21 protein-coding genes and 2 pseudogenes are annotated in these 22,671 nt (G+C 71.6%); 13 read left to right on the top strand and 10 right to left on the bottom strand.

The genetic code is table 11. From position 1 onward, the window contains the following. Positions 1-89: 89 nt before the first annotated feature. Positions 90-3,107, top strand: coding sequence for an AfsR/SARP family transcriptional regulator (locus tag ACIRU3_RS02510; RefSeq protein ID WP_404050197.1), 3,018 nt, complete (start codon positions 90-92; stop codon positions 3,105-3,107). A gap of 369 nt (positions 3,108-3,476) precedes the next feature. Here ACIRU3_RS02510 and ACIRU3_RS02505 read toward each other — a convergent pair whose 3' ends face one another. From ACIRU3_RS02505 to ACIRU3_RS02490, 4 genes are all read right to left on the bottom strand, one after another. Continuing rightward, positions 3,477-3,680, bottom strand: coding sequence for a hypothetical protein (locus ACIRU3_RS02505; protein ID WP_404050195.1), 204 nt, complete (start codon positions 3,678-3,680; stop codon positions 3,477-3,479). Between the two features lie 138 nt (positions 3,681-3,818). Further along, positions 3,819-4,493, bottom strand: coding sequence for a class I SAM-dependent DNA methyltransferase (locus ACIRU3_RS02500; RefSeq protein WP_404050192.1), 675 nt, complete (start codon positions 4,491-4,493; stop codon positions 3,819-3,821). Between the two features lie 34 nt (positions 4,494-4,527). After that, complete coding sequence (locus ACIRU3_RS02495; protein ID WP_404050190.1) at positions 4,528-4,842, bottom strand: AzlD domain-containing protein; 315 nt, start codon at positions 4,840-4,842, stop codon at positions 4,528-4,530. Beyond that, positions 4,839-5,525: an AzlC family ABC transporter permease gene (locus ACIRU3_RS02490; protein ID WP_404050187.1), complete on the bottom strand. Its 687-nt coding sequence runs from the start codon at positions 5,523-5,525 to the stop codon at positions 4,839-4,841. Before ACIRU3_RS02490 ends, ACIRU3_RS02495 begins: the two co-directional genes overlap by 4 nt. 68 nt (positions 5,526-5,593) lie before the next feature. Between ACIRU3_RS02490 and ACIRU3_RS02485 the strand changes: the two genes are divergently transcribed. Next, positions 5,594-6,157, top strand: a complete 564-nt coding sequence (locus ACIRU3_RS02485; protein ID WP_404050184.1) for a helix-turn-helix domain-containing protein — start codon at positions 5,594-5,596, stop codon at positions 6,155-6,157. Between the two features lie 92 nt (positions 6,158-6,249). Here the strand turns inward: ACIRU3_RS02485 and ACIRU3_RS02480 are convergent, their stop codons facing one another. Then, positions 6,250-6,453 (bottom strand): cold-shock protein, encoded by a 204-nt coding sequence (locus ACIRU3_RS02480; RefSeq protein WP_003974443.1) that lies wholly within the window; start codon positions 6,451-6,453, stop codon positions 6,250-6,252. 287 nt (positions 6,454-6,740) lie between these two features. Here ACIRU3_RS02480 and ACIRU3_RS02475 point away from each other — a divergent pair, with 287 nt between their 5' ends. The 6 genes from ACIRU3_RS02475 to ACIRU3_RS02450 all read left to right on the top strand — a co-directional run bounded on the left by ACIRU3_RS02475 (position 6,741) and on the right by ACIRU3_RS02450 (position 14,831). Beyond that, complete coding sequence (locus ACIRU3_RS02475; RefSeq protein ID WP_404050181.1) at positions 6,741-7,589, top strand: menaquinone biosynthetic enzyme MqnA/MqnD family protein; 849 nt, start codon at positions 6,741-6,743, stop codon at positions 7,587-7,589. A gap of 125 nt (positions 7,590-7,714) precedes the next feature. Next, positions 7,715-9,514, top strand: coding sequence for a protein kinase (locus ACIRU3_RS02470; RefSeq protein ID WP_404050547.1), 1,800 nt, complete (start codon positions 7,715-7,717; stop codon positions 9,512-9,514). Positions 9,515-9,739: 225 nt separating this feature from the next. Beyond that, a complete protein-coding gene (locus tag ACIRU3_RS02465) occupies positions 9,740-12,127 on the top strand; it encodes a PQQ-binding-like beta-propeller repeat protein (protein WP_404050179.1) in 2,388 nt (795 codons plus the stop codon). Between the two features lie 86 nt (positions 12,128-12,213). After that, positions 12,214-12,942, top strand: a complete 729-nt coding sequence (locus ACIRU3_RS02460) for a prepilin peptidase (RefSeq protein WP_404050176.1) — start codon at positions 12,214-12,216, stop codon at positions 12,940-12,942. Positions 12,943-13,014: 72 nt separating this feature from the next. Continuing rightward, complete coding sequence (gene mqnC / locus ACIRU3_RS02455) at positions 13,015-14,214, top strand: cyclic dehypoxanthinyl futalosine synthase (RefSeq protein ID WP_404050173.1); 1,200 nt, start codon at positions 13,015-13,017, stop codon at positions 14,212-14,214. 17 nt (positions 14,215-14,231) lie between these two features. Next, a complete protein-coding gene (locus ACIRU3_RS02450; RefSeq protein ID WP_404050171.1) occupies positions 14,232-14,831 on the top strand; it encodes a hypothetical protein in 600 nt (199 codons plus the stop codon). A gap of 57 nt (positions 14,832-14,888) precedes the next feature. Here ACIRU3_RS02450 and ACIRU3_RS02445 read toward each other — a convergent pair whose 3' ends face one another. Then, positions 14,889-15,818 (bottom strand): chitinase, encoded by a 930-nt coding sequence (locus ACIRU3_RS02445; RefSeq protein WP_404050169.1) that lies wholly within the window; start codon positions 15,816-15,818, stop codon positions 14,889-14,891. Positions 15,819-16,218: 400 nt separating this feature from the next. Here ACIRU3_RS02445 and ACIRU3_RS02440 point away from each other — a divergent pair, with 400 nt between their 5' ends. The 3 genes and pseudogenes from ACIRU3_RS02440 (at position 16,219) to ACIRU3_RS02430 (ending at position 17,658) form a co-directional block, all read left to right on the top strand. Continuing rightward, positions 16,219-16,533, top strand: coding sequence for a hypothetical protein (locus ACIRU3_RS02440; RefSeq protein ID WP_404050167.1), 315 nt, complete (start codon positions 16,219-16,221; stop codon positions 16,531-16,533). A 115-nt stretch (positions 16,534-16,648) separates the two neighbouring features. Next, positions 16,649-16,966, top strand: a pseudogene (locus ACIRU3_RS02435) (acyltransferase); the annotation flags it as partial. Continuing rightward, entirely contained in the window at positions 16,963-17,658 is a 696-nt protein-coding gene (locus ACIRU3_RS02430; RefSeq protein WP_404050164.1) for a demethylmenaquinone methyltransferase, read from the top strand. The pseudogene ACIRU3_RS02435 and the gene ACIRU3_RS02430, both read left to right, overlap by 4 nt. Positions 17,659-17,682: 24 nt before the next feature. Here the strand turns inward: ACIRU3_RS02430 and ACIRU3_RS02425 are convergent, their stop codons facing one another. Together ACIRU3_RS02425 and ACIRU3_RS02420 are read right to left on the bottom strand one after the other, a co-directional pair. Next, positions 17,683-17,964, bottom strand: coding sequence for a PASTA domain protein (locus ACIRU3_RS02425; RefSeq protein ID WP_404050544.1), 282 nt, complete (start codon positions 17,962-17,964; stop codon positions 17,683-17,685). A 146-nt stretch (positions 17,965-18,110) separates the two neighbouring features. Further along, the gene (locus tag ACIRU3_RS02420) at positions 18,111-18,617 is read right to left on the bottom strand and encodes a GNAT family N-acetyltransferase (protein ID WP_404050162.1); all 507 of its coding nucleotides are present in this window, start codon (positions 18,615-18,617) and stop codon (positions 18,111-18,113) included. Between the two features lie 98 nt (positions 18,618-18,715). On the opposite strand from ACIRU3_RS02420, the gene ACIRU3_RS02415 reads away from it, so the two are divergent. Beyond that, on the top strand, positions 18,716-19,999 hold the full coding sequence (locus tag ACIRU3_RS02415; protein WP_404050159.1) for a geranylgeranyl reductase family protein: 1,284 nt from the start codon (positions 18,716-18,718) through the stop codon (positions 19,997-19,999). On the opposite strand, the pseudogene def reads toward ACIRU3_RS02415, so the two are convergent. Next, positions 20,000-20,623: pseudogene (def, locus tag ACIRU3_RS02410) on the bottom strand (peptide deformylase). A gap of 128 nt (positions 20,624-20,751) precedes the next feature. Further along, positions 20,752-21,567 carry a C40 family peptidase gene (locus tag ACIRU3_RS02405; protein ID WP_404050157.1) on the bottom strand — a complete coding sequence of 272 codons (816 nt, stop codon included), beginning with the start codon at positions 21,565-21,567 and terminating at the stop codon, positions 20,752-20,754. Positions 21,568-22,311: 744 nt separating this feature from the next. Here ACIRU3_RS02405 and ACIRU3_RS02400 point away from each other — a divergent pair. Then, positions 22,312-22,671, top strand: a complete 360-nt coding sequence (locus ACIRU3_RS02400) for an NADH-quinone oxidoreductase subunit A (protein WP_007383963.1) — start codon at positions 22,312-22,314, stop codon at positions 22,669-22,671.

Raw genomic sequence — 22,671 nt, 5'->3', positions numbered from 1 at the left:
CTAGGATTGACCCGAACATCTCGGGCTGGGCAACGCGATGGGGCGGGGGGGACGGGTTCGTGGAGTCGGCGGCATCCGGTCGGCCTGTCGTGCGCTTCAGCATCCTCGGCTCGTTGGAAGGCTGGCACGGCGAGCGTCGGCTGAGACTCGGCAGTCCCACCCAGGAGCGCGTTCTCGTCACGCTCTTACTGGAGCCGGGGCGCATGGTGCCGGTGCCCCGGCTGGTGGCCGCGGCCTGGGACGACGAGCCGCCGCAGACCGCCGGCCACCAGATACGCAAGGCGGTCGCCGCGCTGCGCACCCGCATTCCGGGCGGGTCCTCGCTGATCGTCACCGACGGCGCCGGCTATCGGGCCGTCCTCCAGGAAGACCAGCTGGACCTGCACGAGTTCGGCCGGCGCGCGGGCGAGGCCCGGCAGGCGGTGTCCGCCGGGCGGGGCGCCGAGGCCGTCGGGCATCTGCGGGCCTGTCTGGATCTGTGGCGCGGTCCGGTCATGGCCGGCGCCGGCGGCTCGGTGATCTCCGCGGCCTCCGCGGCGCTCGAGGAACGGCACATGGCGGTCGCCGAGCAGTACTTCGAGCTGCAGCTCGAACTCGGGCAGTCAACCGAACTCATCGGCCCGCTGCGCGAATTGGTCACCGCGCACCCACTGCGGGAGACCCTGCGCGGGCGGCTGATGCTCGCCCTGTACCGGGGCGGCCGGCAGGCGGAGGCGCTGGAGGAGTTCGGCCGGGTGCGCGAACTGCTCGTCGAGGAGCTGGGCATCGATCCGGGCGCCGAGCTGACCCGGCTCTACGAGGCCATCCTGCGCGACAGCCCCGAGGTGGCGCCCCGCGTACCGCAGTCCGTGTCCGACCGCGCCGCCCTGCTCGTACCCGCCCCGCTCGACCGGCCGTCCGAAACCGACCCGGCACCCTGCACCCTGCCCTACGACCTGCCGGACTTCACCGGCCGGGACGAGGAGGTGGCCCGGCTGCTGGAGGTGGGCCGGGCCCCGGCCGGCGGCAGCACCCGGATCGTCGGCGTGGACGGCATGGGCGGCAGCGGCAAGACCGCCCTCGCCGTGCATGCCGCCCACCTGCTCGCGCCCGACTATCCCGACGGGCAGCTCTTCGTCGACCTGCGTGGATTCAGCCCCGGCGAGAAGGCGCAGGAGCCGGGTGCCGTCCTGCACTCCCTGCTGCGCACCGTCGGTATCCCGGACGACCGGATACCGGACGACCTGGAGAGGCGCACCACCCTCTGGAGAACCGTTTCCGCCCAGCGAAAGCTGCTGCTCCTCCTCGACAACGCCGCCGACGCCGCCCAGGTACGGCCGCTGCTGCCCGCCTCCGAGGACTGCCTGGCGATCCTCACCGGCCGGGTCCGCATGCTCGAACTCGACGGCACCGAGTGGCTCCCCCTCGGCCTGCTCTCGGCCGACGACAGCACCACCCTGCTCACCCGGATGCTCGGCACCGACCGCACGGCCGCCGAGCCCCAGGCCGTCGACCATCTGGCCCGGCTGTGCTGCGGCCTGCCCCTCGCCCTGCGCATCACCACCGCCCGGCTGCGCAACCGGCCCCGCTGGACCGTCCAGTACCTGGTCGACCGGCTCGCCGACGAGACCCGGCGGCTGCGCGAGATGAGCGCCGGGGAACGCAGTGTCGAGGCCACGCTCAGGCTGTCGTACCAGGCGATGGAGGAGGACCGGCGCGCCGCGTTCCGGCTGCTCGGCCTGCATCCCGGCAGCGCCATCGACGTCCACTCGGCCGCCGCGCTGCTCGGCACCGACGGCCACGAGGCCGAGGACATCCTGGAGCACCTGCTGGACGCGCATCTGCTGGAACAGCACGAGGCGGGGCTCTACGGCTTCCACGACCTGGTGCGCACCTACGCGATGAGCGTGCGTGAGGCCGAGGACGACGAGGAGGCCGCCGTCGAGCGGCTGGTCTCGTACTACGGCCTGACCACCGACGTGGCCTGCGAGGTGCTCTTCCCCGGCCGCAACCGCTACGGCGACCCGCCGCCGGGCGGCGCGCCCGAGCTGCCCCGGCTGGACGGCGGCGACCGGGCGCTGCGCTGGTTCGACCGCGAGTACGACGCACTGCTCGCCGTCGTCGCCCGGGCGGGCACCCAGGGCCTGCACCGCCCGGCCGCGCTGCTGGCCCGCAACGTCCTGTTCTATCTGGACCTGCGCGGACACTACGAGGAGTTCCGGGTGGTCAGCCGCATCGGCGTGGACGCCTGCCGGCAGCTCGGCGACCCCGAGCTGCTCAGCATCAGCCTGGCCAACCTGGCCGTGGCCCACTGGTGGCTCGGTGACTTCCAGGACGGGATCAGCACCGCCCAGGAGGCCCTGGAACTGGCCTCCGGCAACGACCGCCGGGGCGAGGCGATGTGCCTCGGCGTGCTCGGCCTCCTGCACGGGGCGCTCGGCAACTTCGACGAGGCGCGCGCCTACCTCACCAAAGGCATCGCCCTGCACGGGGAACTGGGCTCGACCCGGATGGAGGCGCAGGCGCTGGACAACCTCAGCACCGTGGAGACCTGGTCGGGGCACTACGCCGAGGGCGCCCGGTACGCGGCCCGGGCCACCGAGCTGAACCGTCGTCTCGGCGATCGCAGCAACGAGATCGCCTCGCTGACCTGGCTGGCGCTGGCCCACCTCGGCACCGACGAGGACGAGCGGGCGCGGGCCTGTCTGTCCCAGGCCCTCGAACTGTGCGACGAGAGCCGGAAACCCGCGAACGTGGCCGTCGTCGTCGCCCACTGGGCACAGGTCTGCCAGCGCCTCGGCGAAGTGCGCTCGCCGGCGGAACACGCCGAGCGCGCCCTGGAGCTGGTCTCCGCCGAGGGCACGGCCCTGCGGCAGGCGGGCGTGGTGAACGTGGTGGCACTGGTCCACCTGCGCCGCGGCGCACCCGAACGGGCGATGGAACTGCACCGTCACGCCCACGACTTGGCCTCCCGCCTCGGATACCGCATCGAGATCGCCCGGGCCCTGCTCGGCATGGCGGAGGCGGCGCGGGCGCTGGGCGACGAACCGACGGAGCAGCGGCACCGGCGGGCGGCGGAGGCGCTGTACGACGCGATGGGAGTGGCCGAGGCGGGGCGTCGGCTCTAGTGCCGCCGCGGGCGGCGTCCGCCCCGTCGCGACGCCCGGCACGCTCCCCGAGTGGGGGTACCCCCACGCGCCGCATCGGGCGAAAGCCCGAGTACGTCCGGTACGAGGGCTTCCGGCCGGCACTCCCCCCGGCCTCCGGCCGGGGGGAGTGCCGGAGCAAGCACCGCACGCCGCTCCTCGACGGGCGAACGCTGCCCGCCGCGGCTCTAGGGTCCGTCCGGCCTGATCCGCCGGACGGGCCCTGAACCACGGGTCTGTGCGCTGCGGCCCTTGCCGGAGGCCGGCGCTCATGAGAAACGGCACCGGCGGGGCCTGAGCCCGGCCGGTGCCGTCGCTGTCGCGGGGTCCGAGACGCGGCGTCCTGCGTGCTCAGCCGCGGACGAAGCCGGGGCCCTGGCCGTTCGCCAGGACCGGGGCGGACTGCGCCTGGTGCCCCGAAAGGCCGGAGGCGATGCGCACCAGGGCGTCCTGCACGCCGGTCGCCGGAAGTGCCGCGGTGGTCCCGAGCGCCAGGACGCCTGCGCCGGTGAGGGCGGTCAGAGCCGTCTTCGTACGCAGAGCGATGGAGCGCATAGGTTACCCCCAGGAAGAAACGGATCGTGATCCGGTCGCCGGGCTCTCCCCGACGCCGCAACCGATGCTCGGTGCGAGCGATCCTGATACCGTCCCCGCCGGTTCCCGTCCCGGGTCGGGCTCCCGGTACTCCCGGTTTCAACCGTCCGAGGGCTCCTGGGGCCGGGCGGGCTTCTGGGCGAACAGGAAGGCCTGGGGGACCGGTTCGCCGCGGTGCTCGACAGGTTCGCGTACCGTGCGGGAGCCGAGCGTGAAGCCGGCCGCGGTGAGCAGCTCCGCCAGCCGCTCGGGGCGGCGCCGGTGGAAGTCGAGCGCCACCGGATGGCCCCAGGGACGGTCGATGCGACGCGGGTGTTCCCCGGCCTGGAAGGCGAGCAGGAGGTGGCCGCCGGGAGCCAGGACCCGGCGGAACTCGTCCAGGAGGGCGGGCAGTTCGTCCACCGGGGTGTGGATGGTCGAGTACCAGGAGACGACACCCGCCAGCGCGCCGTCGGCGACGGCGAGGTCGAGCATGGAGCCGTGCTCGAAGCGCAGCCGCGGGTTCTCGCGGCGGGCGATCGCGAGCATGGACTCGGACAGGTCGACCCCGAAGACGTCCAGGCCGAGCGAGGCGAGGTACGCGGTGATCCGTCCGGGACCGCAGCCGAGGTCGGCCACCGTCCCGTCGGCGCCGACGAGCTCGGCGTAGACGGCCAGAAGGGCCCGGTCCAGCGGGTCGGCCACGTGCGCGTCCCGGAAGTGCTCCGCGTAGTCGTCGGCGATGGTGTCGTAGAAGGTACGGGTGGCGGCGAGGAAGTCATGGGTGCCGGTCATGGGCCGGGACCGTACTCGTGGCCACTGACAGTGCTCAGGCCACACCCGCCAGCCGCAGCAGGGCCGTTGTGGCCGCCGCGCCCAGGACGACCACCGCGAACGGTGCCCGGCGCCAGGCCAGGACGCCGCCGGCCAGTACCCCGGCCGGGCGGGCCCAGCCCGCGAAGCCTCCGCTCTCGGTCAGGGCGCCCGTGGTCAGCAGGGCGACCAGCAGCACGATCGCGCCCGCCGACGCCAGCTCCTGGACCCGGGGCGGGACCGTCACACGGCCGTGCAGCAGCGGGCCCACCAGGCGGAATGCGTAGGTGCCGACCGCAAGGGCCAGGATCACGGCGAGCGTGGCGTTCATGCGGCGGCCCCCGTCGGGCGGCGGTGCAGGAACAGTCCGGCGAGCGCGAGCAGCACCGGCACCCCGGCCGGCACCGCGGGCGTCGCGGCCAGGGCCAGGGCGGCGCCGAGCAGGGCACAGCGCCGTACCGCCGCGTCGGCGCGGAGGGCCGGCAGGACCAGGGCCACCAGGACGGCCGGGAAGGCCGCGTCGAGGCCGTAGCGGGCGGTGTCGCCCAGGGTGCTGCCGGCCAGCGCGCCCGCCAGCACGCCCGTGTTCCACACGGCGAACAGGCCGAGCCCGGAGATCCAGAACGCCCTGCGCCGCCGTGCGGGATCGGGCTGGGCGAGGGCGAAGGCGACCGTTTCGTCGGTGACCAGATGCGCACCGAGGAAACGGGTCGCGCGACCGGTATCAAGGGTGTCGGCCACGGCCAGACTGAAGGCCGCCGTGCGGGTGTTGAGGAGCAGGCCGGTGGCCGCCGCGGCCAGCGGGCCGCCCCCGGCGAGCAGCACGGCGACCGCGCTGAACTGGGCCGATCCCGCGTACACCACCAGGGACATCAGTACCGGTACCCACACTGGCAGTCCGCCCGCGACGGAGACCGCGCCGAAGGAGACACCGACGATGCCGCCGGCCAGCCAGACGAGGGAGCTGTCCCGGACCAGTGAGGCGGTCTCGGGTGTTCGGGGAAGCGAACGCATGTTTTCTACAATGAACAGCGGGCACCCTGTCCGTCAAGGCGAACGATCGTACCGATGGAGCGAACGACATGTCCGAGCCCCCCGCCCGGCTCCCCATGGAGTGGATCGCCGCGTCCCTCAAGCGCGAGCGCACCCGCACCGGGCTGTCCCTGTCCGAGCTGGCCAAGCGCGCCGGGATCGCGAAGTCCACGCTGTCCCAGCTGGAGGCGGCGAGCGGGAATCCGAGCATGGAGACGATCTGGGCGCTGGCGGTGGCGCTCGGGGTGCCCTTCAGCGCGCTCGTGGAGCCGTCCGTGTCCGCCGTCCAGGTGATCCGGGCCGGCGCGGGACCCGCCGTGCACTCCGAACAGTCCAGCTATCTGGCCACGCTGCTCTCCGCGAGCCCGCCGGGCGCGCGCCGGGATATCTATTACGTCTGGCTGGAGCCCGGGACCGTCCGGGATTCCGAGCCGCACATTCCCGGGACCACGGAGCACATCGTGGTCGGTGAGGGGCGGGTCAAGGCCGGGCCGCGCGGGGAAACGGCGGAGCTGGGGCCCGGGGATTACATGTCGTACCGCGGGGATGTGCCGCACACCTACGAGGCGCTCGCCGCCGGGACGAAGTTCGTGCTGATCATGCAGCACATGTGAACCGGAAATGAACGGGAAAAGGCAGGAGCCCCGTTGCCGGAAGGCGCGGGGCTCCTTGGGTACTGCACTCAGGTTCTGCGATCAGGCAGTGATCAGACGGGGGTGACGTTCTCCGCCTGCGGACCCTTCGGGCCCTGGGTCACGTCGAAGGAGACCTGCTGGTTCTCCTCGAGAGAACGGAAACCCTGCGCGTTGATCGCGGAGTAGTGGACGAAGACGTCGGGGCCGCCGCCCTCCTGGGCGATGAAGCCAAAGCCCTTTTCGGCGTTGAACCACTTCACGGTTCCGGTAGCCATAAGCCCTCCTTGGGCTCAAAAGGGTTGCCCTGCTCCAGAACCTGCAAGTGCGAAACGGTGCTGCACAACTGCATACGTCTGAAAACGACGAGAGCCCGCGGTCACATGCTCCGCAGGCTCTGTACTGCAAGGGAAACCAAACTGCAACTTGCGGCGAGCCTAGCACGCAGGCAGCCGAAAGCAATAGAGGCCAAGATCACGTCACCCGAATGTTTGAACCGCCGGATGGGTGGGTTGACGGAGGGGCCGGTCTCAGCACGGTACAGCACGGGGTCTAGTCTCGCGATGTGGACAATTCTCGCACCCGGCCGCGCGTCGGCCACATCCAGTTCCTGAACTGCCTGCCCCTCTACTGGGGGCTCGCGAGAACCGGCACGCTCCTCGACTTCGAGCTGACCAAGGACACTCCGGAGAAGCTCAGCGAGCAGCTTGTGCGCGGCGACCTCGACATCGGGCCCATCACCCTCGTCGAGTTCCTGCGCAACGCCGACGACCTGGTCGCCTTCCCGGACATCGCCGTCGGCTGCGACGGCCCGGTGATGTCCTGCGTGATCGTCTCTCAGGTCCCGCTCGACCGGCTGGACGGCGCCCGGGTCGCCCTCGGCTCGACCTCGCGCACGTCGGTCCGGCTCGCCCAGCTGCTGCTGGCCGAGCGGTACGGCGTGCAGCCCGAGTACTACACCTGCCCGCCCGACCTCAGCCTGATGATGCAGGAGGCGGAGGCCGCCGTCCTCATCGGCGACGCCGCCCTGCGCGCCAACCTCCTCGACGGGCCCCGCTACGGCCTCGAAGTGCACGACCTGGGCGAGTTGTGGAAGGAGTGGACGGGCCTGCCGTTCGTCTTCGCGGTCTGGGCGGCCCGGCGCGACTACCTGGAGCGCGAGCCGTTCATCACCCGCCAGGTCCACGAGGCCTTCCTCGCCTCCCGCAACCTCTCCCTGGAGGAGGTCGGCAAGGTCGCCGAGCAGGCCGCCCGCTGGGAGTCCTTCGACGAGGCCACCCTGGAGCAGTACTTCACCACCCTCGACTTCAGCTTCGGCGGGCCGCAGCTGAACGCGGTCACCGAGTTCGCCCGCCGGGTCGGCCCGACGACCGGCTTCCCGGCGGACGTGAAGGTGGACCTGCTCCAGCCGTGACCGCGACGGATCCGCTCCGGCCGTGACCGCGACGGATCCGTTCCAGCGCTGACCGAGGTGGATCTGCCGCAGTCGCAGTCACTACGCTGCGGGCAGTGAGGCGTACCGGGGGAGAGGTGGACGCCATGCAGCCGCTCGGAGCCGACGAACCGGCCGCCGTCGGGCCCTACCGGCTGCTCGGCCGGCTCGGCTCCGGCGGCATGGGCCGGGTCTACCTGGGCCGCAGTGCCGGCGGCCGTACGGTCGCCGTGAAGATCGTGCATCCGCACTTCGCGCTGGACGAGGAGTTCCGGGCCCGCTTCCGGCGCGAGGTGGACGCCGCCCGCCGGGTGGGCGGCGCCTGGACCGCGCCCGTCCTCGACGCGGACCCGGAGGCCGCCGTGCCCTGGGTCGCCACCGCCTACGCGGCCGGCCCCTCCCTCGCCGCGGCCGTCGCGGAGGGCGGCGCGCTGCCCCCGCACACCGTGCGGGCCCTGGGCGCGGGCCTCGCCGAGGCGTTGACGGCGGTGCACGACCTGGGTCTCGTCCACCGGGACGTGAAGCCCTCCAACGTCCTGCTGACCCTGGACGGCCCGCTGCTGATCGACTTCGGTATCGCGCGGGCCACGGACGGAACGGCGTCCCTGACATCGACCGGCGTCTCCGTCGGCTCGCCCGGCTACATGTCCCCCGAGCAGATCCTCGGCAAGGGTGTCACCGGGGCGGCCGACGTCTTCTCCCTCGGCGCGGTGCTGGCCTACGCGGCGACCGGCCGGCCCCCGTTCCCCGGCGACTCCTCGGCCGCGCTGCTCTACAAGGTCGTCCACGAGGAACCTGAACTCGGTGATCTGACCGGTGAGGTGCGGGACGCGGCCGCCGTCTGTCTGGCGAAGGACCCGGCAGCCCGCCCGAGCCCGGCCGGGCTGGCCCGCCGGCTCGCCCCCGAGGGCGCCGCCCGCATGATCACGGGCGGCTGGCTCCCGGGCCCCCTCGTCGAACAGGTCAGCCGCAGCGCCGTACGTCTCCTGAATCTGGAGACGGTGGATGCGGCTCCCTCGGGTCCGGTGCAGTTCAGCAGCCCTTCCGCAGAAGGTGTTTCGGAGGTGGGGCCTGGAGGGTCCGGTGCCGTCGTGGGCGGGCCGGATGCGGTCGCGGGGCGGTTCGGGGCGGTCGCGGGCGATTCGGCGGCGGCCGTGGGGCAGTTCGGGCCGGCTCCGGTGATGAGTCCGCCCGTGCCGTCCGGGGCTCCGGCCGTGCCCTCAGGTGCTTCGGCGGCGCAACCCGGCACGTCGGACGTCGAGTCATCGGTCGTGCCCGGGCCGCGGGACGCGGTGCCCTCTCCCCCCAAGGTCAGCGTGAGTGTGGCGGCGACCTCCGTGCCGGGGGAGAGCGGGCGCGGGCGGCGGGTGAGCTGCACCGTCGCGCTGGCCGTGGCCGGAGCGCTGGCCGTGACGGCCGTGGGGCTCGGGGTTCTGCTGCGGCCGTGGGCCGGGAGTGACAAGGACACGGCAGGCAGTGCGCCGGACACCTCCCACTCCACCGGCCCGTCCTCGACCGACGGCGCCGACTCGCAGGAGCCGGGCTCCGCGCAGGGCGCGATCCCGGCCCGCTACCTCGGCACCTGGGAGGGCCAGGCGACCGGGCTCGGCGGCAGCCTGCCCATGGGCACCTTCCGGGTCACCGTCCACCAGGCCGCCGTCGGCAAGGAGTTGGGGCGGCTCAGGCAGACCGACCAGCTCGGCGGGGTCTGCACCGACATCCTCACCCTGAAGCAGGTGACGAAGACCCGGATCGTGGCGACCTCGGTGGGCGCGAAGAACAACCACGTCGGCTGCAACCCCGAGCCGCACCCGGTGGAGTTGATGCCGGTCGGCGACGACCTGCGGTACTCCTCGGAGAGTTCGGCCGAGGGCGATCCCGTGGCGCGGATGTCGAAGGTGGACTAGGGCTGGACCAGGGCCTGTCCGGCATGATCCGCCGGACGGGCCCCAAGGGCCGTTCCGTTCCGCGCAAGCCCCCGTCATCCCGGCCTCCCCGGCTGTCACTACTGTGTCTGCGTTGGCGAACACCGACAGCGCAGCACCACGCCGGCCGTCGGCCGGGCAACGCCTCACAACGCATTGCACAGCAGCGCGAAGCATCGCAACGGGGAAGGACGGGGAACGCCCGCCATGGAGACACTGCAGGCCGACGATCCGCGGGAGTTGGGCAGTTATCGCATGCTGCGCAGGCTCGGAGCCGGCGGCATGGGCCGGGTCTACCTGGCCCGCTCGCCCGGCGGCCGCACCGTCGCCGTGAAGGTCGTACGCCCCGACCTGGCCGCCGACACCGACTTCCGCCGCCGCTTCCGGCACGAGGTGGAGATCGCCCAGGCGGTCTCCGGCCAGTACACCGCCTCGGTCGTGGACGCAGACCCGGACGCCCCGCTGCCCTGGCTGGCGACGTCGTACGTGCTCGGCCCGGATCTGACGGACGTCGTGGACACGCACGGCGCGCTGCCGGAGCGCACCGTGCGCGCGCTGGGCGCCGGGCTCGCGGCCGCCCTCCAGGAGATCCACGCGGCCGGTCTCATCCACCGGGACCTCAAGCCGTCGAACGTCCTCCTGGCCGCCGACGGCCCCCGCGTCATCGACTTCGGCATCGCGCGGGCGGTGGACGGCAACCGTATGACCCAGACGGGAGTCGTGGTCGGCTCGCCCGGCTACATGCCCCCGGAGCAGGCCCTGGGCCAGGACGTCGGTCCGGCGGGCGACGTCTTCTCCCTCGGTGCCGTCCTCGCCTTCGCGGCCACCGGCCGTAACGTCTTCGGCGACGGTGCCGCCTCGCACGCGGCGATGCTCTATCAGGTCGTGCACGGCGAACCGGACCTGACGGGTGCACCGCAGTCCCTGCTCGGACTGGTGCGGGCCTGTCTGCTGAAGGACCCGGCCGCCCGGCCCGGCCCCGCCGAGATCGTGGCGGCGCTGGCCCCGCAGGGTGTCGAGGGCGTACTCGGCGACTGGCTGCCCTCGGCGCTGGCGTCCACCATCGCCACGCACGCGGCCGGGATCCTGGACCTGGAGGCGCCGGAGCAGCCGGGAGCACCGGCCGCCGCCTCCTTCGGCCCGGCCCCGACGATGGCGGCCGGTCCGCAGACTCCGGCGGGCACCCCCGCGGCGGGCTACGGCTATCCGCCGGCGCCCCCGGCCGGCTACGGCACACCGCCGGCCGGCACGCCCGCACCGGTTCACGGGACGCCGCCGACGGGAACGCCCGCGCCGGCCTACGGGACTCCCGCCCCCGGCTACGACACTCCGCAGCCCGGCACCGTCCGGCTCGGCGCCACGGACGCCGCCTCCCCGGCCCCCTCCCGTCGCCGCGTCCTGTCCTACGCCCTCGGCGGTGGCGCGGCCGTCGCCGTCGTCGGCGGGGGCACGGCCTGGTGGCTCGGCCGGAAGGACGGCGGCACCGGCGCGTCCACCGGCGGAGGCGGCCGCGCCGGTGCGGGCCGGCCGGCCGGCGAGTCCTTCACCACTCCGCCCGCCGGCGTGGCCCCGCAGCCGCTGTGGCACAAGAGCGCCGCCGAGGACAGCACCGCGACCGGCGTACCGCTCCTCACCCACGACGGGCTGCTGCTGGTCAGCGGCGACCCGCTGGTGGCGTACGACGTGAAGACGGGCAGGGCGCGCTGGTCCCGGAAGGGGATCTGCCCGGCCGGAGCCCAGCTCCTCTTCCACGGCGGCAAGGTGTTCCTGAGCGACGGCGACTACGACGGTGTCCTGGTCGCCTACGACGTCACCACGGGCAAGGAGGCCTGGCGCAGCCGGCTCGGCAAGCAGCTGAACATCGAGCGGACGATCGCCATCGACGACAAGAACGTCTACGTCACCCTGACCGACTACGGCCAGGCCAAGAGCGCCACCAAGTACCGCACGGCCATCGCCGCGGTCAGCCACTCCACCGGCAGGACGGTGTGGCTGCAGCGGCGCGACTGGGGGACCAAGGACTACGACGTCGAGGGCACGGTCTGGGGCAAGTACCTCGTGTACGCCGACTCCAACTACAACCTCACCGTGCGCGACACCGCCACGGGCGCGCAGCTGTGGACCAAGAAGATCGGCGACGACTGGAGCTGGCAGCCCACGGCCGCCGGCGGGGTGGTGTTCCTGCCGGGCAAGGAACTGGCGGCCGTGGACCTCGAGACGGGCAGGGCGCGCTGGACGCTGTCGACCAACGGCCGCCGCGGCTTCAAGAACCCCACCGTGATCGACGGCGTGGCCTACGTCTGCGACTACGACCACGGCATCTGGGCCGTGCACGTCAAGGACGGCCGGCGGATCTGGCTCTGCGAGGACGGCAACCGCGCGACGAGGGAGTCGTTCCTGAAGGCCGGGACGACGCTGTACGCGGCTGCCGGCGCACTGGGCGGGGGCATCGTCGCCCTGGACGCCAGGACCGGCAAGGTCCGCTGGACCTGGGTCGACGGCACGGACGCCACCGACTACTGGCAGATCGCACTCTCGGGCAACCGGCTGCTGGTGACCGGCGGTCAGGAGGTCTACGCGATGCCGGCCGTCTGAGACCGGCCTCACCCAGCGGCCCCACTCCCTAGGATTTCCGCCATGACGCCACGCGGCACGACGAGTTCGACGGGAAGTCCGGCGCAGTGAGCACGGGCGCGCTGGCCCTCGTCGCCGCGCTGTGGGGCGCGGTGGCGGGCGCGCTGCTGCCCCGGGCGGCCTACCGCTTCGCCGTCCCGGAGGAGGAGCCCTGGCGGGAGCGGTGTCCGGCCGGGCACCCGATCCACGGGTGGCTCGGACGGGCGCGGTGCGGGGAGTGCGCGCAGACGCCGTCCCGTCCCTCCGCGGTGCTCTTCGCCGCCACCACCGCCCTTGCCTGCGCCGCCCTCGCCGCCGCCACCGGTACCCGGCCCGAGCTGGCTGTCTGGCTGCTGCTCGCGCCGGTGTGGGTGCTGCTGGCCGCCGTGGACCTGCGGGTGCGGCGGCTGCCCGACCCGCTGACCCTGCCGCTCGCGGCCGCCGGGCTCGGCCTGCTGGGTCTTGTCGCGCTGGTGCCGGAGCACGCCGGCGACTGGTCCACCGCGCTGTACGGCGCCCTCGCGCTGGGCGGCGGCTACTTCGTGCTGTTCCTCGTCAACCCGGCCGGCATGGGCTTCGGCGATGTGAAGCTGGCGCTCGGCGTGGGAGCCGTCCTCGGCTGGTACGGCTGGCCGACGGTCCTGCTCGGCACCTTCGCCGGCTTCCTGCTCGGGGCGCTCTACGGCGGCGCGCTCGTCCTCGCCCGGCGCGCGGGGCGCAAGACGGCGATCCCGTTCGGGCCGTTCCTCCTGGCGGGGGCCTTCGCCGGGCTGCTGATCGGCGCGTACACAGCCTGAGCGCGGGCGGCCGAAACGGCTGGCGTAGGCTGGTTCGGTCCGTCCACAACCCTTGACGAAAGGGATCCCCTGGTGACCGAGAAGACCGACCTCCAGTCTGTCCTCGACCGTGCCGCAGCCGGTGGGCGGATCACCCCGGACGAGGCGCTCGTCCTCTACCGCGACGCCCCGCTGCACGCGCTGGGCGCCGCCGCGGACGCCGTGCGCCGCCGCAGGTACGCGGGCATCGAGCACATCGCGACGTACATCATCGAGCGCAACATCAACTACACGAACGTGTGTGTCACGGCGTGCAAGTTCTGCGCCTTCTACGCGGCCCCCAAGGACACCGCCAAGGGCTGGACGCGCGACCTGGACGACATCCTGCGCCGGTGCGCCGAGACCGTGGAGCTGGGCGGCACCCAGATCATGTTCCAGGGCGGCCACCACCCGGACTACGGCGTCGAGTACTACGAGAAGCACTTCAAGGCCATCAAGGACGCCTTCCCCCAGCTGGTGATCCACTCGCTGGGCGCCTCCGAGGTCGAGCACATGGCCCGGATCTCCGGAGTGTCGGTCGAGGAGGCCATCACCCGGATCCACGAGGCCGGCCTGGACTCCTTCGCCGGCGCGGGTGCCGAGCTGCTGCCCGAGCGGCCGCGCAAGGCCATCGCCCCGCTCAAGGAGAGCGGCGAGCGCTGGCTGGAGATCATGGAGGCCGCGCACGGGCTGGGCGTGGAGTCGACGTCCACCATGCTGATGGGCACGGGCGAGACGAACGCCGAGCGCATCGAGCACCTGCGCATGATCCGGGACGTACAGGACCGCACGGGCGGCTTCCGCGCCTTCATCCCGTACACCTACCAGCCCGAGAACAACCACTTGAAGGGCCGCACCCAGGCCACCCTCTTCGAGTACCTGCGGATGATCGCGATCGCCCGCCTGTTCATGGACAACATCCAGCACATCCAGGGCTCGTGGCTGACCACCGGCAAGGAGGTCGGCCAGCTGTCCCTGCACTACGGCGCGGACGACCTCGGCTCGATCATGCTGGAGGAGAACGTCGTCTCCTCGGCCGGCGCCAAGCACCGCTCCAACCGGCTGGAGATCATCGACCTCATCCGCAAGGCCGGCCGCGTCCCGGCCCAGCGCGCCACGACCTACGAGCACCTCGTCGTGCACGACGACCCGGCGAACGACCCCGTCGACGACCGCGTCGCTTCCCACATCTCCTCCACGGCCATCGAGGGCGGCACGGCACATCCCGAGCTGAAGCTGCTCACGTCCAACTAGAGCCGACCAGGGGTTCCGTGCTGACACTTCACGTCGCCGAGCAGTCGCCCGAGTCCGCGGTTCTGGTCGACGGGGCGTCCGTCGCAGCCATCGGCCGGTACCAGGAACTGGCCGACGCCCACCCGGCGGCGAGGGTGCGGCGCTGGCCCGGCATCCTGACGCCGGGTCTGCTGAACCCGTACGGTCCGGAGCTGCTGGAGCGCACGTACCATCCCGACCCGCGCGAGGCCGATGTCCTCGGCACCGAGCCCGTCGGCGGGGAGCGGGCGCGGGAGATCTTCCGCACCGATCCCGCACGCCTCGGCGCGAGCGCGCGGCGCGGGGTGCAACGGATGCTGGCGCACGGCACGGTGGCGGTGGCCGGGGAGCTGCGGTCGCGGGCTGTGGTCGACGCCGTGCGCAGGGCCGGGCTCGCGGTGGGACAGCGGCCGGACCGCCTCCCGGGCCCGGCAGCGCTGTCCCCGACCCCGCTGATCCTGCTGCCGAAGCTGGTGCCGGGCGGTCCCGCCCGATTCGCCGTTTTCGACGTCGCGGACCGTGCCGAACTGGTCCGACGCGGCGCCGGGACCTGCGTGGCGACGGTGATCGGCGGGCGGCTGGTGTACCGCGGCCGCTGATCCGGCCCGGGTCGCCGCCCCGTTTCGGGGGACGTCGGGGAACGCCGGGCTCAGGGCTCAGCCCGCGAACGCCTCCGCGAAAGCCCCCGAACTCTGGCTCACGCCACTGCAGTCGGTCGCTGCGTCGTCGGACGCGGAGGCGGCGTCCCGGCACTGCCGGTCGCGGAAGCCGGACCACATCGAGACCCAGGCGATCTCCTTCTCCTCGGCGAACGCCCGCACCTGCGCGGCGTCGGAGAGCGTGAACGTCTCCCCGTCCACGTCGTTGACGCCGATCATCGAAGTGAGCGCCATGCCCCGCCAGGTGCCCGCGTCGGACAGCCCGAACACCTTCTTCAGCCGGGCGTGCGCCGCCCCGGCGGGGGTGAGGGCGTAGCCGCCCATGTCCCCGGTGTACGACTCGCCGTAGTTCATCGTCATGAGGTTGACGGTGGAGACCTGGACGTCGTGGGTGTTCGCGGACTCCAGCAGCGCGAGGCCGGCCGCGTCCAGCCCGTTGGACATCACCGGGAGGGTGAAGGAGACCTCCACGTCGGGCCGTTCCTGCTGGAGACGGGCTATCGCCTTCGAACGCAGGGCGACCGAGGCGGAGTCGGTCAGCTGCTCGCCCTCGATGTCGAAGTCGGCCTGCGCGGAGCCGGCCGCGTCCAGTGCCTCGGCATAGGCGGCGGCCAGCGCGGAGGCGCTGTCGCAGGCGGCGGCCAGTTCCTTGCCGGAGGCCCCGCCGAAGGAGACGCGGACCGTGGCGCCGTCCCGCTTCAGCCGCGAGATCCGGGACTTCACGGAGGAGTCGCCGATCGCCTCGCTGCCGTTCCACTTCGGTGTGCAGGCGCCGCCGTCCGAGATCACGAAGGCGAGGTTGTACGTCGTCGGGGATCCGGCGGAGTCGGTGGCGGAGGCTTCGGTGGCGCTGACGTAGGGGGCGTAGGCCGGGGAGTTCGGACTGCCTTCCGAGTCCGTGGAGCAGCCCGCCACGCTGCCTGTCACGACGAGTGCAAATATGCAGGTGAATCCAGCCACCGGCGTCAGAAATCTCCTCCTCGCCCATGTACCCGCTCTCGTGATTTCTGTCTCAGGACGGCAACAGAGTTCGTTTCCAGGAGAGGAAATGTCTCACACCGCACTACGGGGCATGGTGATTGATCGGCCTTGGTATGCCCAGTTTGCGAAGGCGGTTTTCCCGGTTCATTCGGAATATGCTCATTGGATTTCTCAGGGAAATGGCAGGCTGGGAGGTTTCTCATGGGCGGCTCACAAGAACCGCCGAGAAAAGGCCATGTAAACGCTGCCTAATATCCGGGGAATGCAATCCGAACCCGCCGTCGAAAGTCGCGCCACCGGGCGTGGTCGCCGTCGCAAACATGGCAACGGGTCTGCCGAGGGACCCGTGTTCGTCGACTCCAGCGGACGCCGGTCGAAGGCGCTGCGCCGGATCGGCCTGCTCGTCGGCGGCGCCTGCGCGAACGCCTGCGCGGGCGTGCTCGGCGCCGCGTTCATGGGCTGGGGCACCTCCCTCGCCCCCTCCTCACTGCTTCCCTTCGGCAACGCCCAGGGCGACCGGGCCCCCGGCGGCATCCGCCCGCAGGGCGGAACGGGCCGCCAGGCGGGCCTGCCCGGCGGCGCCCCCTCGGCGCCGCCCTCGGATACCACCGCCGCTCCCTCGGCGTCCCCCTCCGCGTCCGCTTCCGACACCGCCGACTGACCGGAACACAGGCCACCTCCATGACTGCATCGACGCCCTCACGCGGCCGCCGGCGCGCCCCCACCCGCATGGAGCGGGCGGCGGGCAGGGCCGCGGCGCTGCAGAAACCGCGTGTCATTTCCGGATCGACTTCGCCTGGCTCACCCGGTCGAGGCGCGTGGACCGGACGGTCACGGTGTTCAAGGCGCGCACGGTCGCGATCTACCTCTGGCACGAGATCGCGCTGATCCTGGCGGTCCCGCTCATCGACCGGTTGTGGACAGTGCCCGCCTTCGAGACGTACCTGCCGCTGGAGAGCCAGTGGTTCATGTTCGGCATCGGCTGGGTCCTGATCGCCGTCTTCGTCCTGGCGTGCGGCTGGGTGGAGGACGTGGCCGCCAGGAAGAAGCCGCGACTGATCCCGGGCGGCCGTGCTGCAAGAATGGGCGGGTGACCCGCGCTTCCCTGAACAAGCAGCCGCACGAAGTCGCCTCGATGTTCGACGACGTGGCGGAACGGTACGACCTGACGAACGACGTGCTGTCGCTCGGCCAGGACCGGCGCTGGCGCAAGGAGGTGGCGAAGGCGGTCGACGCGCACCCCGCGCAGAAGATCCTCGACCTCGCCGCCGGTACGGCGACCTCCTCGCTGCCCTTCGCGCAGTCGGGCGCGTACGTGGTCCCGTGCGACTTCTCGATCGGGATGCTCCAGGTCGGCAAGAGGAAGCACACCTGGCTGCCGTTCACGGCGGGCGACGCGACGCGGCTGCCGTTCAAGGACGACACCTTCGACGCCGTGACGATCTCCTTCGGGCTGCGCAACGTCCAGGACACGGACGCGGCCCTCAGCGAGATGTACCGGGTGACCCGGCCCGGCGGCCGGGTGGTGATCTGCGAGTTCTCGCACCCGACGTGGGCGCCCTTCCGGACCGTCTACACCGAGTACCTGATGCGGGCCCTGCCGCCCGTCGCGCGCACGGTGTCCTCGAACCCGGACGCCTACGTCTACCTCGCCGAGTCCATCCGCGCCTGGCCCGACCAGCCCGCCCTCGCCGAGCGGCTGCGCAAGGCGGGCTGGTCGAAGGTGGCCTGGCGCAATCTGACCGGCGGTGTGGTCGCGCTGCACCGGGGCTTCAAGGAGAGCTGAGCCCCTCCGGAAGGTGCCGGTGTCTCACCGGTTGATCATCTCGAAGGCGTCCCCGGGCTCACCCAGTTCGCGCTGCATGCCGCCCGAGGGCGGTCGTGGGATGCGTGGCTCGCGCACGCCCCCGCCGCCCTCCCCCTCACCGAAGTCGAACCACACGTACACCATGGCGTCCGGCGGCACCTCGGCACCGGGCTGCGGAAACTGGCGTACGACGTAGTCGACGACCGTGTGAGGGAAGTCCGGGCGGTCCGGCGCGTTGAGGAACAGACCCCGCGCCCGGGCCGTTTCGCGCGCGTCCATGGCCATCAGACCGACCAGACGAGGAACGCGCACTTCGGGTGTTTTGGGTGTTATACGCACAGATGTCACCCCCAGCGGTACTGGCAGGGTAACTCGGTCGCGCGCCGCCCGGAAGCTCCATGTGGCGTTCTGTAACACTCGATTACTCAGGGTCACAGATCAAGTCGGTAGCAATGCCCCTCCCTTACCGAGGCCGGCGTCATGAACGTCTCCGCGAGCCGCATGCCCAGCCGTCGGGTGACCGCGATGGAGCGTTCGTTGCGCGCGTCGACCATCGCCACCACGCGCGGCACGCCCGCCGCCCGCAGCCGCTCGAGGGTCTCCTCGGCGGCCGCCGTGGCGTAGCCCCTGCCCCAGTGCGTCCGGCCGAGCCGCCAGCCGATCTCGATCTCGCCCGACGGGCCCCATGCGTGCGGCCACGGCTGGGCGCCGGTGAAGCCGATGACGTCACCGGACTCGTCCGTCATCGACCACAGGCAGAACCCGCGCTCGGCGTCATGCCGGCGCTGGCGCGCGGTCAGCTCCTCGTAGACCGAGAGTTCGGCGGCCCTGCCGCCGTGGAACTCCATGACCTCGGGGTCGGCGAAGACCCGGTGCCAGGCGAACGCGTCCTCGTCGGTGGGCACACGCAGGCGTACTGCGGGCAGAGCTTCGTTCACTGGGCAGCCCTTCAGCCGGGTGATCAATCCTGCTGAATAGACTGCCCGTGTCCAGTGCCGGTCGGCACGCAGATTTTGAACCTTGGGGAGATCCCGCCGTGACCGAGCCCCTCTCCGACAACACCGCCGATGTGATCGTCGTGGGCGCGGGGCCAGCCGGCTCCACCACCGCCTACCACCTCGCCAAGGCCGGACTCGACGTCCTCCTGCTGGAGAAGACCGAGTTCCCGCGGGAGAAGGTCTGCGGCGACGGCCTCACCCCGCGCGCGGTCAAGCAGCTCGTGGCGATGGGTATCGACATCTCCGAGGAGGCCGGCTGGCTGCGCAACAAGGGCCTGCGCATCATCGGCGGCGGCTCCCGCCTCCAGCTGGACTGGCCGGATCTCGCCGCCTACCCGAACTACGGCCTCGTCCGCAAGCGCGACGACTTCGACGAACAGCTCGCCCGCCAGGCCCAGAAGGCGGGAGCGCGGCTCTTCGAGCTATGCAACGTCAGCGGCCCCGTCATCGACGACCGCACCGGCCGCATCACCGGTGTGAGGGCCAAACTCGGCGAGGAGAAGCGCGAGGTCACCTTCCACGCGCCGCTCGTCGTCGCCGCCGACGGCAACTCCACCCGCCTGTCCCTGGCGATGGGCCTGCACCGGCGCGAGGACCGCCCGATGGGCGTCGCGGTGCGCACGTACTTCACCTCCCCGCGCCACGAGGACGACTACCTGGAGTCCTGGCTGGAGCTGTGGGACCGCCGCGGCGCCCAGGACCGCCTGCTGCCCGGCTACGGCTGGATCTTCGGCATGGGCGACGGCACCTCCAACGTGGGCCTCGGCGTGCTCAACACTTCGGCCGCCTTCAAGGAGCTGGACTGGCGCGAGATCCTCAAGGCCTGGTGCGCGTCCATGCCTCAGGAGTGGGGCTACACCCCGGAGAACATGACCGGCCCGATCCGCGGCGCCGCCCTGCCCATGGCCTTCAACCGCCAGCCCCACTACACCAAGGGCCTGCTGCTCGTCGGCGACGCCGGCGGCCTGGTGAACCCCTTCAACGGCGAGGGCATCGCCTACGCCATGGAGTCCGGCCAGATCGCCGCCGACGTCATCGTCCAGGCCCACGCGCGGGCCACGCCCGCCCAGCGGGAGATCGCCCTCCAGCGCTACCCGCGCGTCCTCAAGGACACCTACGGCGGGTACTACACCCTGGGCCGCGCCTTCGTGAAGCTCATCGGCAACCCGAAGGTCATGCAGATCGCCGCCCAGCGGGGCCTCACCCACCCGGTGCTGATGAAGTTCACCCTGAAGCTCCTCGCGAACCTCACCGACCCGACGGGCGGCGACGCGATGGACCGCATCATCAACGGCCTGAGCAAGGTGGCGCCGAAGGCGTGATCAGGCGCTGAGGGCCGCAGCGTTGGCGGCTCGGCGGGCGTACACCTCGTCCCGCCGGTCCGCCATCTGCCGCAGCGCGTCCTTTTTCTCCTATTCTGGGAGCCGGTCCAGATAGATGTGCCCGCTGGTGTGGCCGGTCTCGTGGGCGAGGCAGCGTGCGAAGTGCCCCGTGCCCTCGATGGCGACGGGACTGCCGTTCCGGTCCTTGTCCGCGCACCACGGCCCGGTCCGGCCGCGGTACGGCCATGACGGCACCCGGCACCGACAGGCACCCTTCGCCCTCGTCGATCAGCCGCCGTCCCACCGAGGCGGTCGCCAGTACCGGATTGACAAGGTGTCCGACATATCGGATTCCATCATCGTCGGGGCAGTCGTACACGAACAGGCGCAGATCGACCCCGATCTGATTCGCGGCCAGTCCCGCCCCTCGGCGACGTACATGGTGAGGAACATGTCGTCGATGAGCGCGGCGAGGTCGGGCCCGAACTCGGTGACGTCCCGGCAGGGCTTGTGCAGGACCTCATCGCCGACCTCGGTGATGCGGCGCACCGCACCGCGCCCGGCCTCGGGGGCATGGCGCGGGTAGTGGTCGGCGGGGCTGCCCTGGACGAACACGCGTGGCATCGCGCGGTCTCCTTCGCTCGTGGACGGGCCACCGCCCGGGGCCCGTGCCGAGCATGTCAGGAGACGCGGAAGGGCCGCTGCCCCCGAGCGGCTGCGGCCCTACGCGTGTGAGTGGCGTCCTGAGGCGCTCAGAGCACCCGCACGGCGCCGGTCGGCGGGTCGTACGACAGGTCGTGCTCCCCGACGCCGCTGGACGGGTTCTGCGCGCCGACGAACTTACCGTCGCCGACGTACACCGCCACGTGGTACGCGCTGCCCGCGCTGCCCCAGTACAGGATGTCGCCCGGCTGCAGGTTGCTCAGCGACACCTGGGTGCCGGCCGTCGACTGGTCCTGGGAGACGCGCGGCAGGCTGATGCCCACCTGCTTGAAGGCCGTCTGCACCAGGCCGGAGCAGTCGTAGGCGCTGGGGCCGGTCGCGCCGGAGACGTACGCCTTGCCGATCTGCGCCTTCACGAACGAGATGACGGCCGCGGCCGAACCGGTGGCCGTGGACGTGCTCGTGCTCGTGGAGGTGTCGGTGCCCGCCGTGGTGGAGAGCGTCGTCCGCTCCGCACTGCGCGAGGCGCGCTCGGCCGCGGCCTTGCGGGCGGCCTCCTGGGCCTTCTTCTTGGCCTCCGCCGCCTTCTGCTTGGCGTCCGCGAGGTCCGCCTTGGCCTGCTTCGCGGCGTTTGCGGCGGCCTGGTCGCGCTCGGCCTGCAGCTGGTAGTTCGCGGCGGCCTGCTGCGTGGCGTCCGCGGACTGGGCGACCTGAGCGGCCAGGTCGGCCGTCAGGGTGGGCAGTTCGAGGGTCTGCGTCACCGGCTCGGCAGCGTTCGCCGAGCCGGACGCCCCGGCGACTGCCAGGGTGCTGAGGACGCCACCGGCAACTCCGGCCCGCACGGCGATGGTCGACGCGCTGCGGCGGGGCTTCCGGTGGCTGCGTATGTGAGCGGTGTGGGACATGGGAATAACCGGTACCAGGGGCTCCTTCATATCTTCAAGAAACGTGTGCTGCGCCACAGTTGTTCAATCGAGACCGCAAACCCCGGGCGCGTCACTCTTTATTGACGCCGTAACGGACATTGCGGACGACCGTGATCAAGCCCTTGATCACGGCCTTTGATCATTAAGTCCGAATTGCCCCGCACCTACCACTGGTTCGGATGGATGGCCAAGCCCGGTTCTCATGCCGCTCTCATGGATGTGGCGGAGGTCACGGAACGGTCACCGGAAGGGCGGCGTCACGCGCGGGCGGGACTTCGTGAACGCGTGCACGCACCCGCGTCGCGTCCACATCCCGCCGCGAGCCTCCCTCTGATGTGTGAACGGGTCCTCTATCAAGGCGTCGCGCCGAGCACCAATTTGCATGCAGCGGAACTCTCTTGATATTGAGACGACCCTCCCGGCCTGCGACGACGAGCGGAAATGTCACTTCTGGTGACCACCTGAACGCTTCGAGTATGAAGATCACTCATCATCCGACTTCATGATCCTTCGTCAGGTGGTGGAGATCACAAAGCTTGTGTAATACCCCGTGTCGCAGATCACAGAGCGGCGGGCATAAGATGCGAGGCAGTTGGGCTTGTGACCTGCTTCACATGTTCTCGATCTTCGCCCGGGACGAGCGGGGTTCGTGGGACCGGTGGGGCGGATGTGAGCCCAGTGCAACCGCCACCAGTCAGTGCCGACTGAGAGGAGCGAGGAGCGGTGAACGCCTATGCGCCCATCCTCGTACTGGGAGCCCTCGGGGCAGGCTTTGCGATCTTCTCCGTGGTCATGGCCACGCTGATCGGTCCGAAGCGGTACAACCGCGCCAAGCTCGAAGCCTACGAGTGCGGTATCGAGCCGACCCCCACGCCGGCCGGCGGCGGGCGCTTCCCCATCAAGTACTACCTGACGGCGATGCTCTTCATCGTCTTCGACATCGAGATCGTCTTCCTCTACCCCTGGGCCGTCACCTTCGACGCCCTGGGTGTTTTCGGGCTCGTGGAGATGCTGCTCTTCGTGCTCACCGTCTTCGTCGCGTACGCGTACGTATGGCGGCGCGGCGGCCTGGAATGGGACTGA

Origin of the sequence: Streptomyces sp. NPDC101151, assembly GCF_044768335.1 — a bacterium.
In the GTDB taxonomy this organism is placed as follows: Bacteria; Actinomycetota; Actinomycetes; order Streptomycetales; family Streptomycetaceae; genus Streptomyces.
This window is presented reverse-complemented; position numbering and strand designations above follow the sequence as displayed.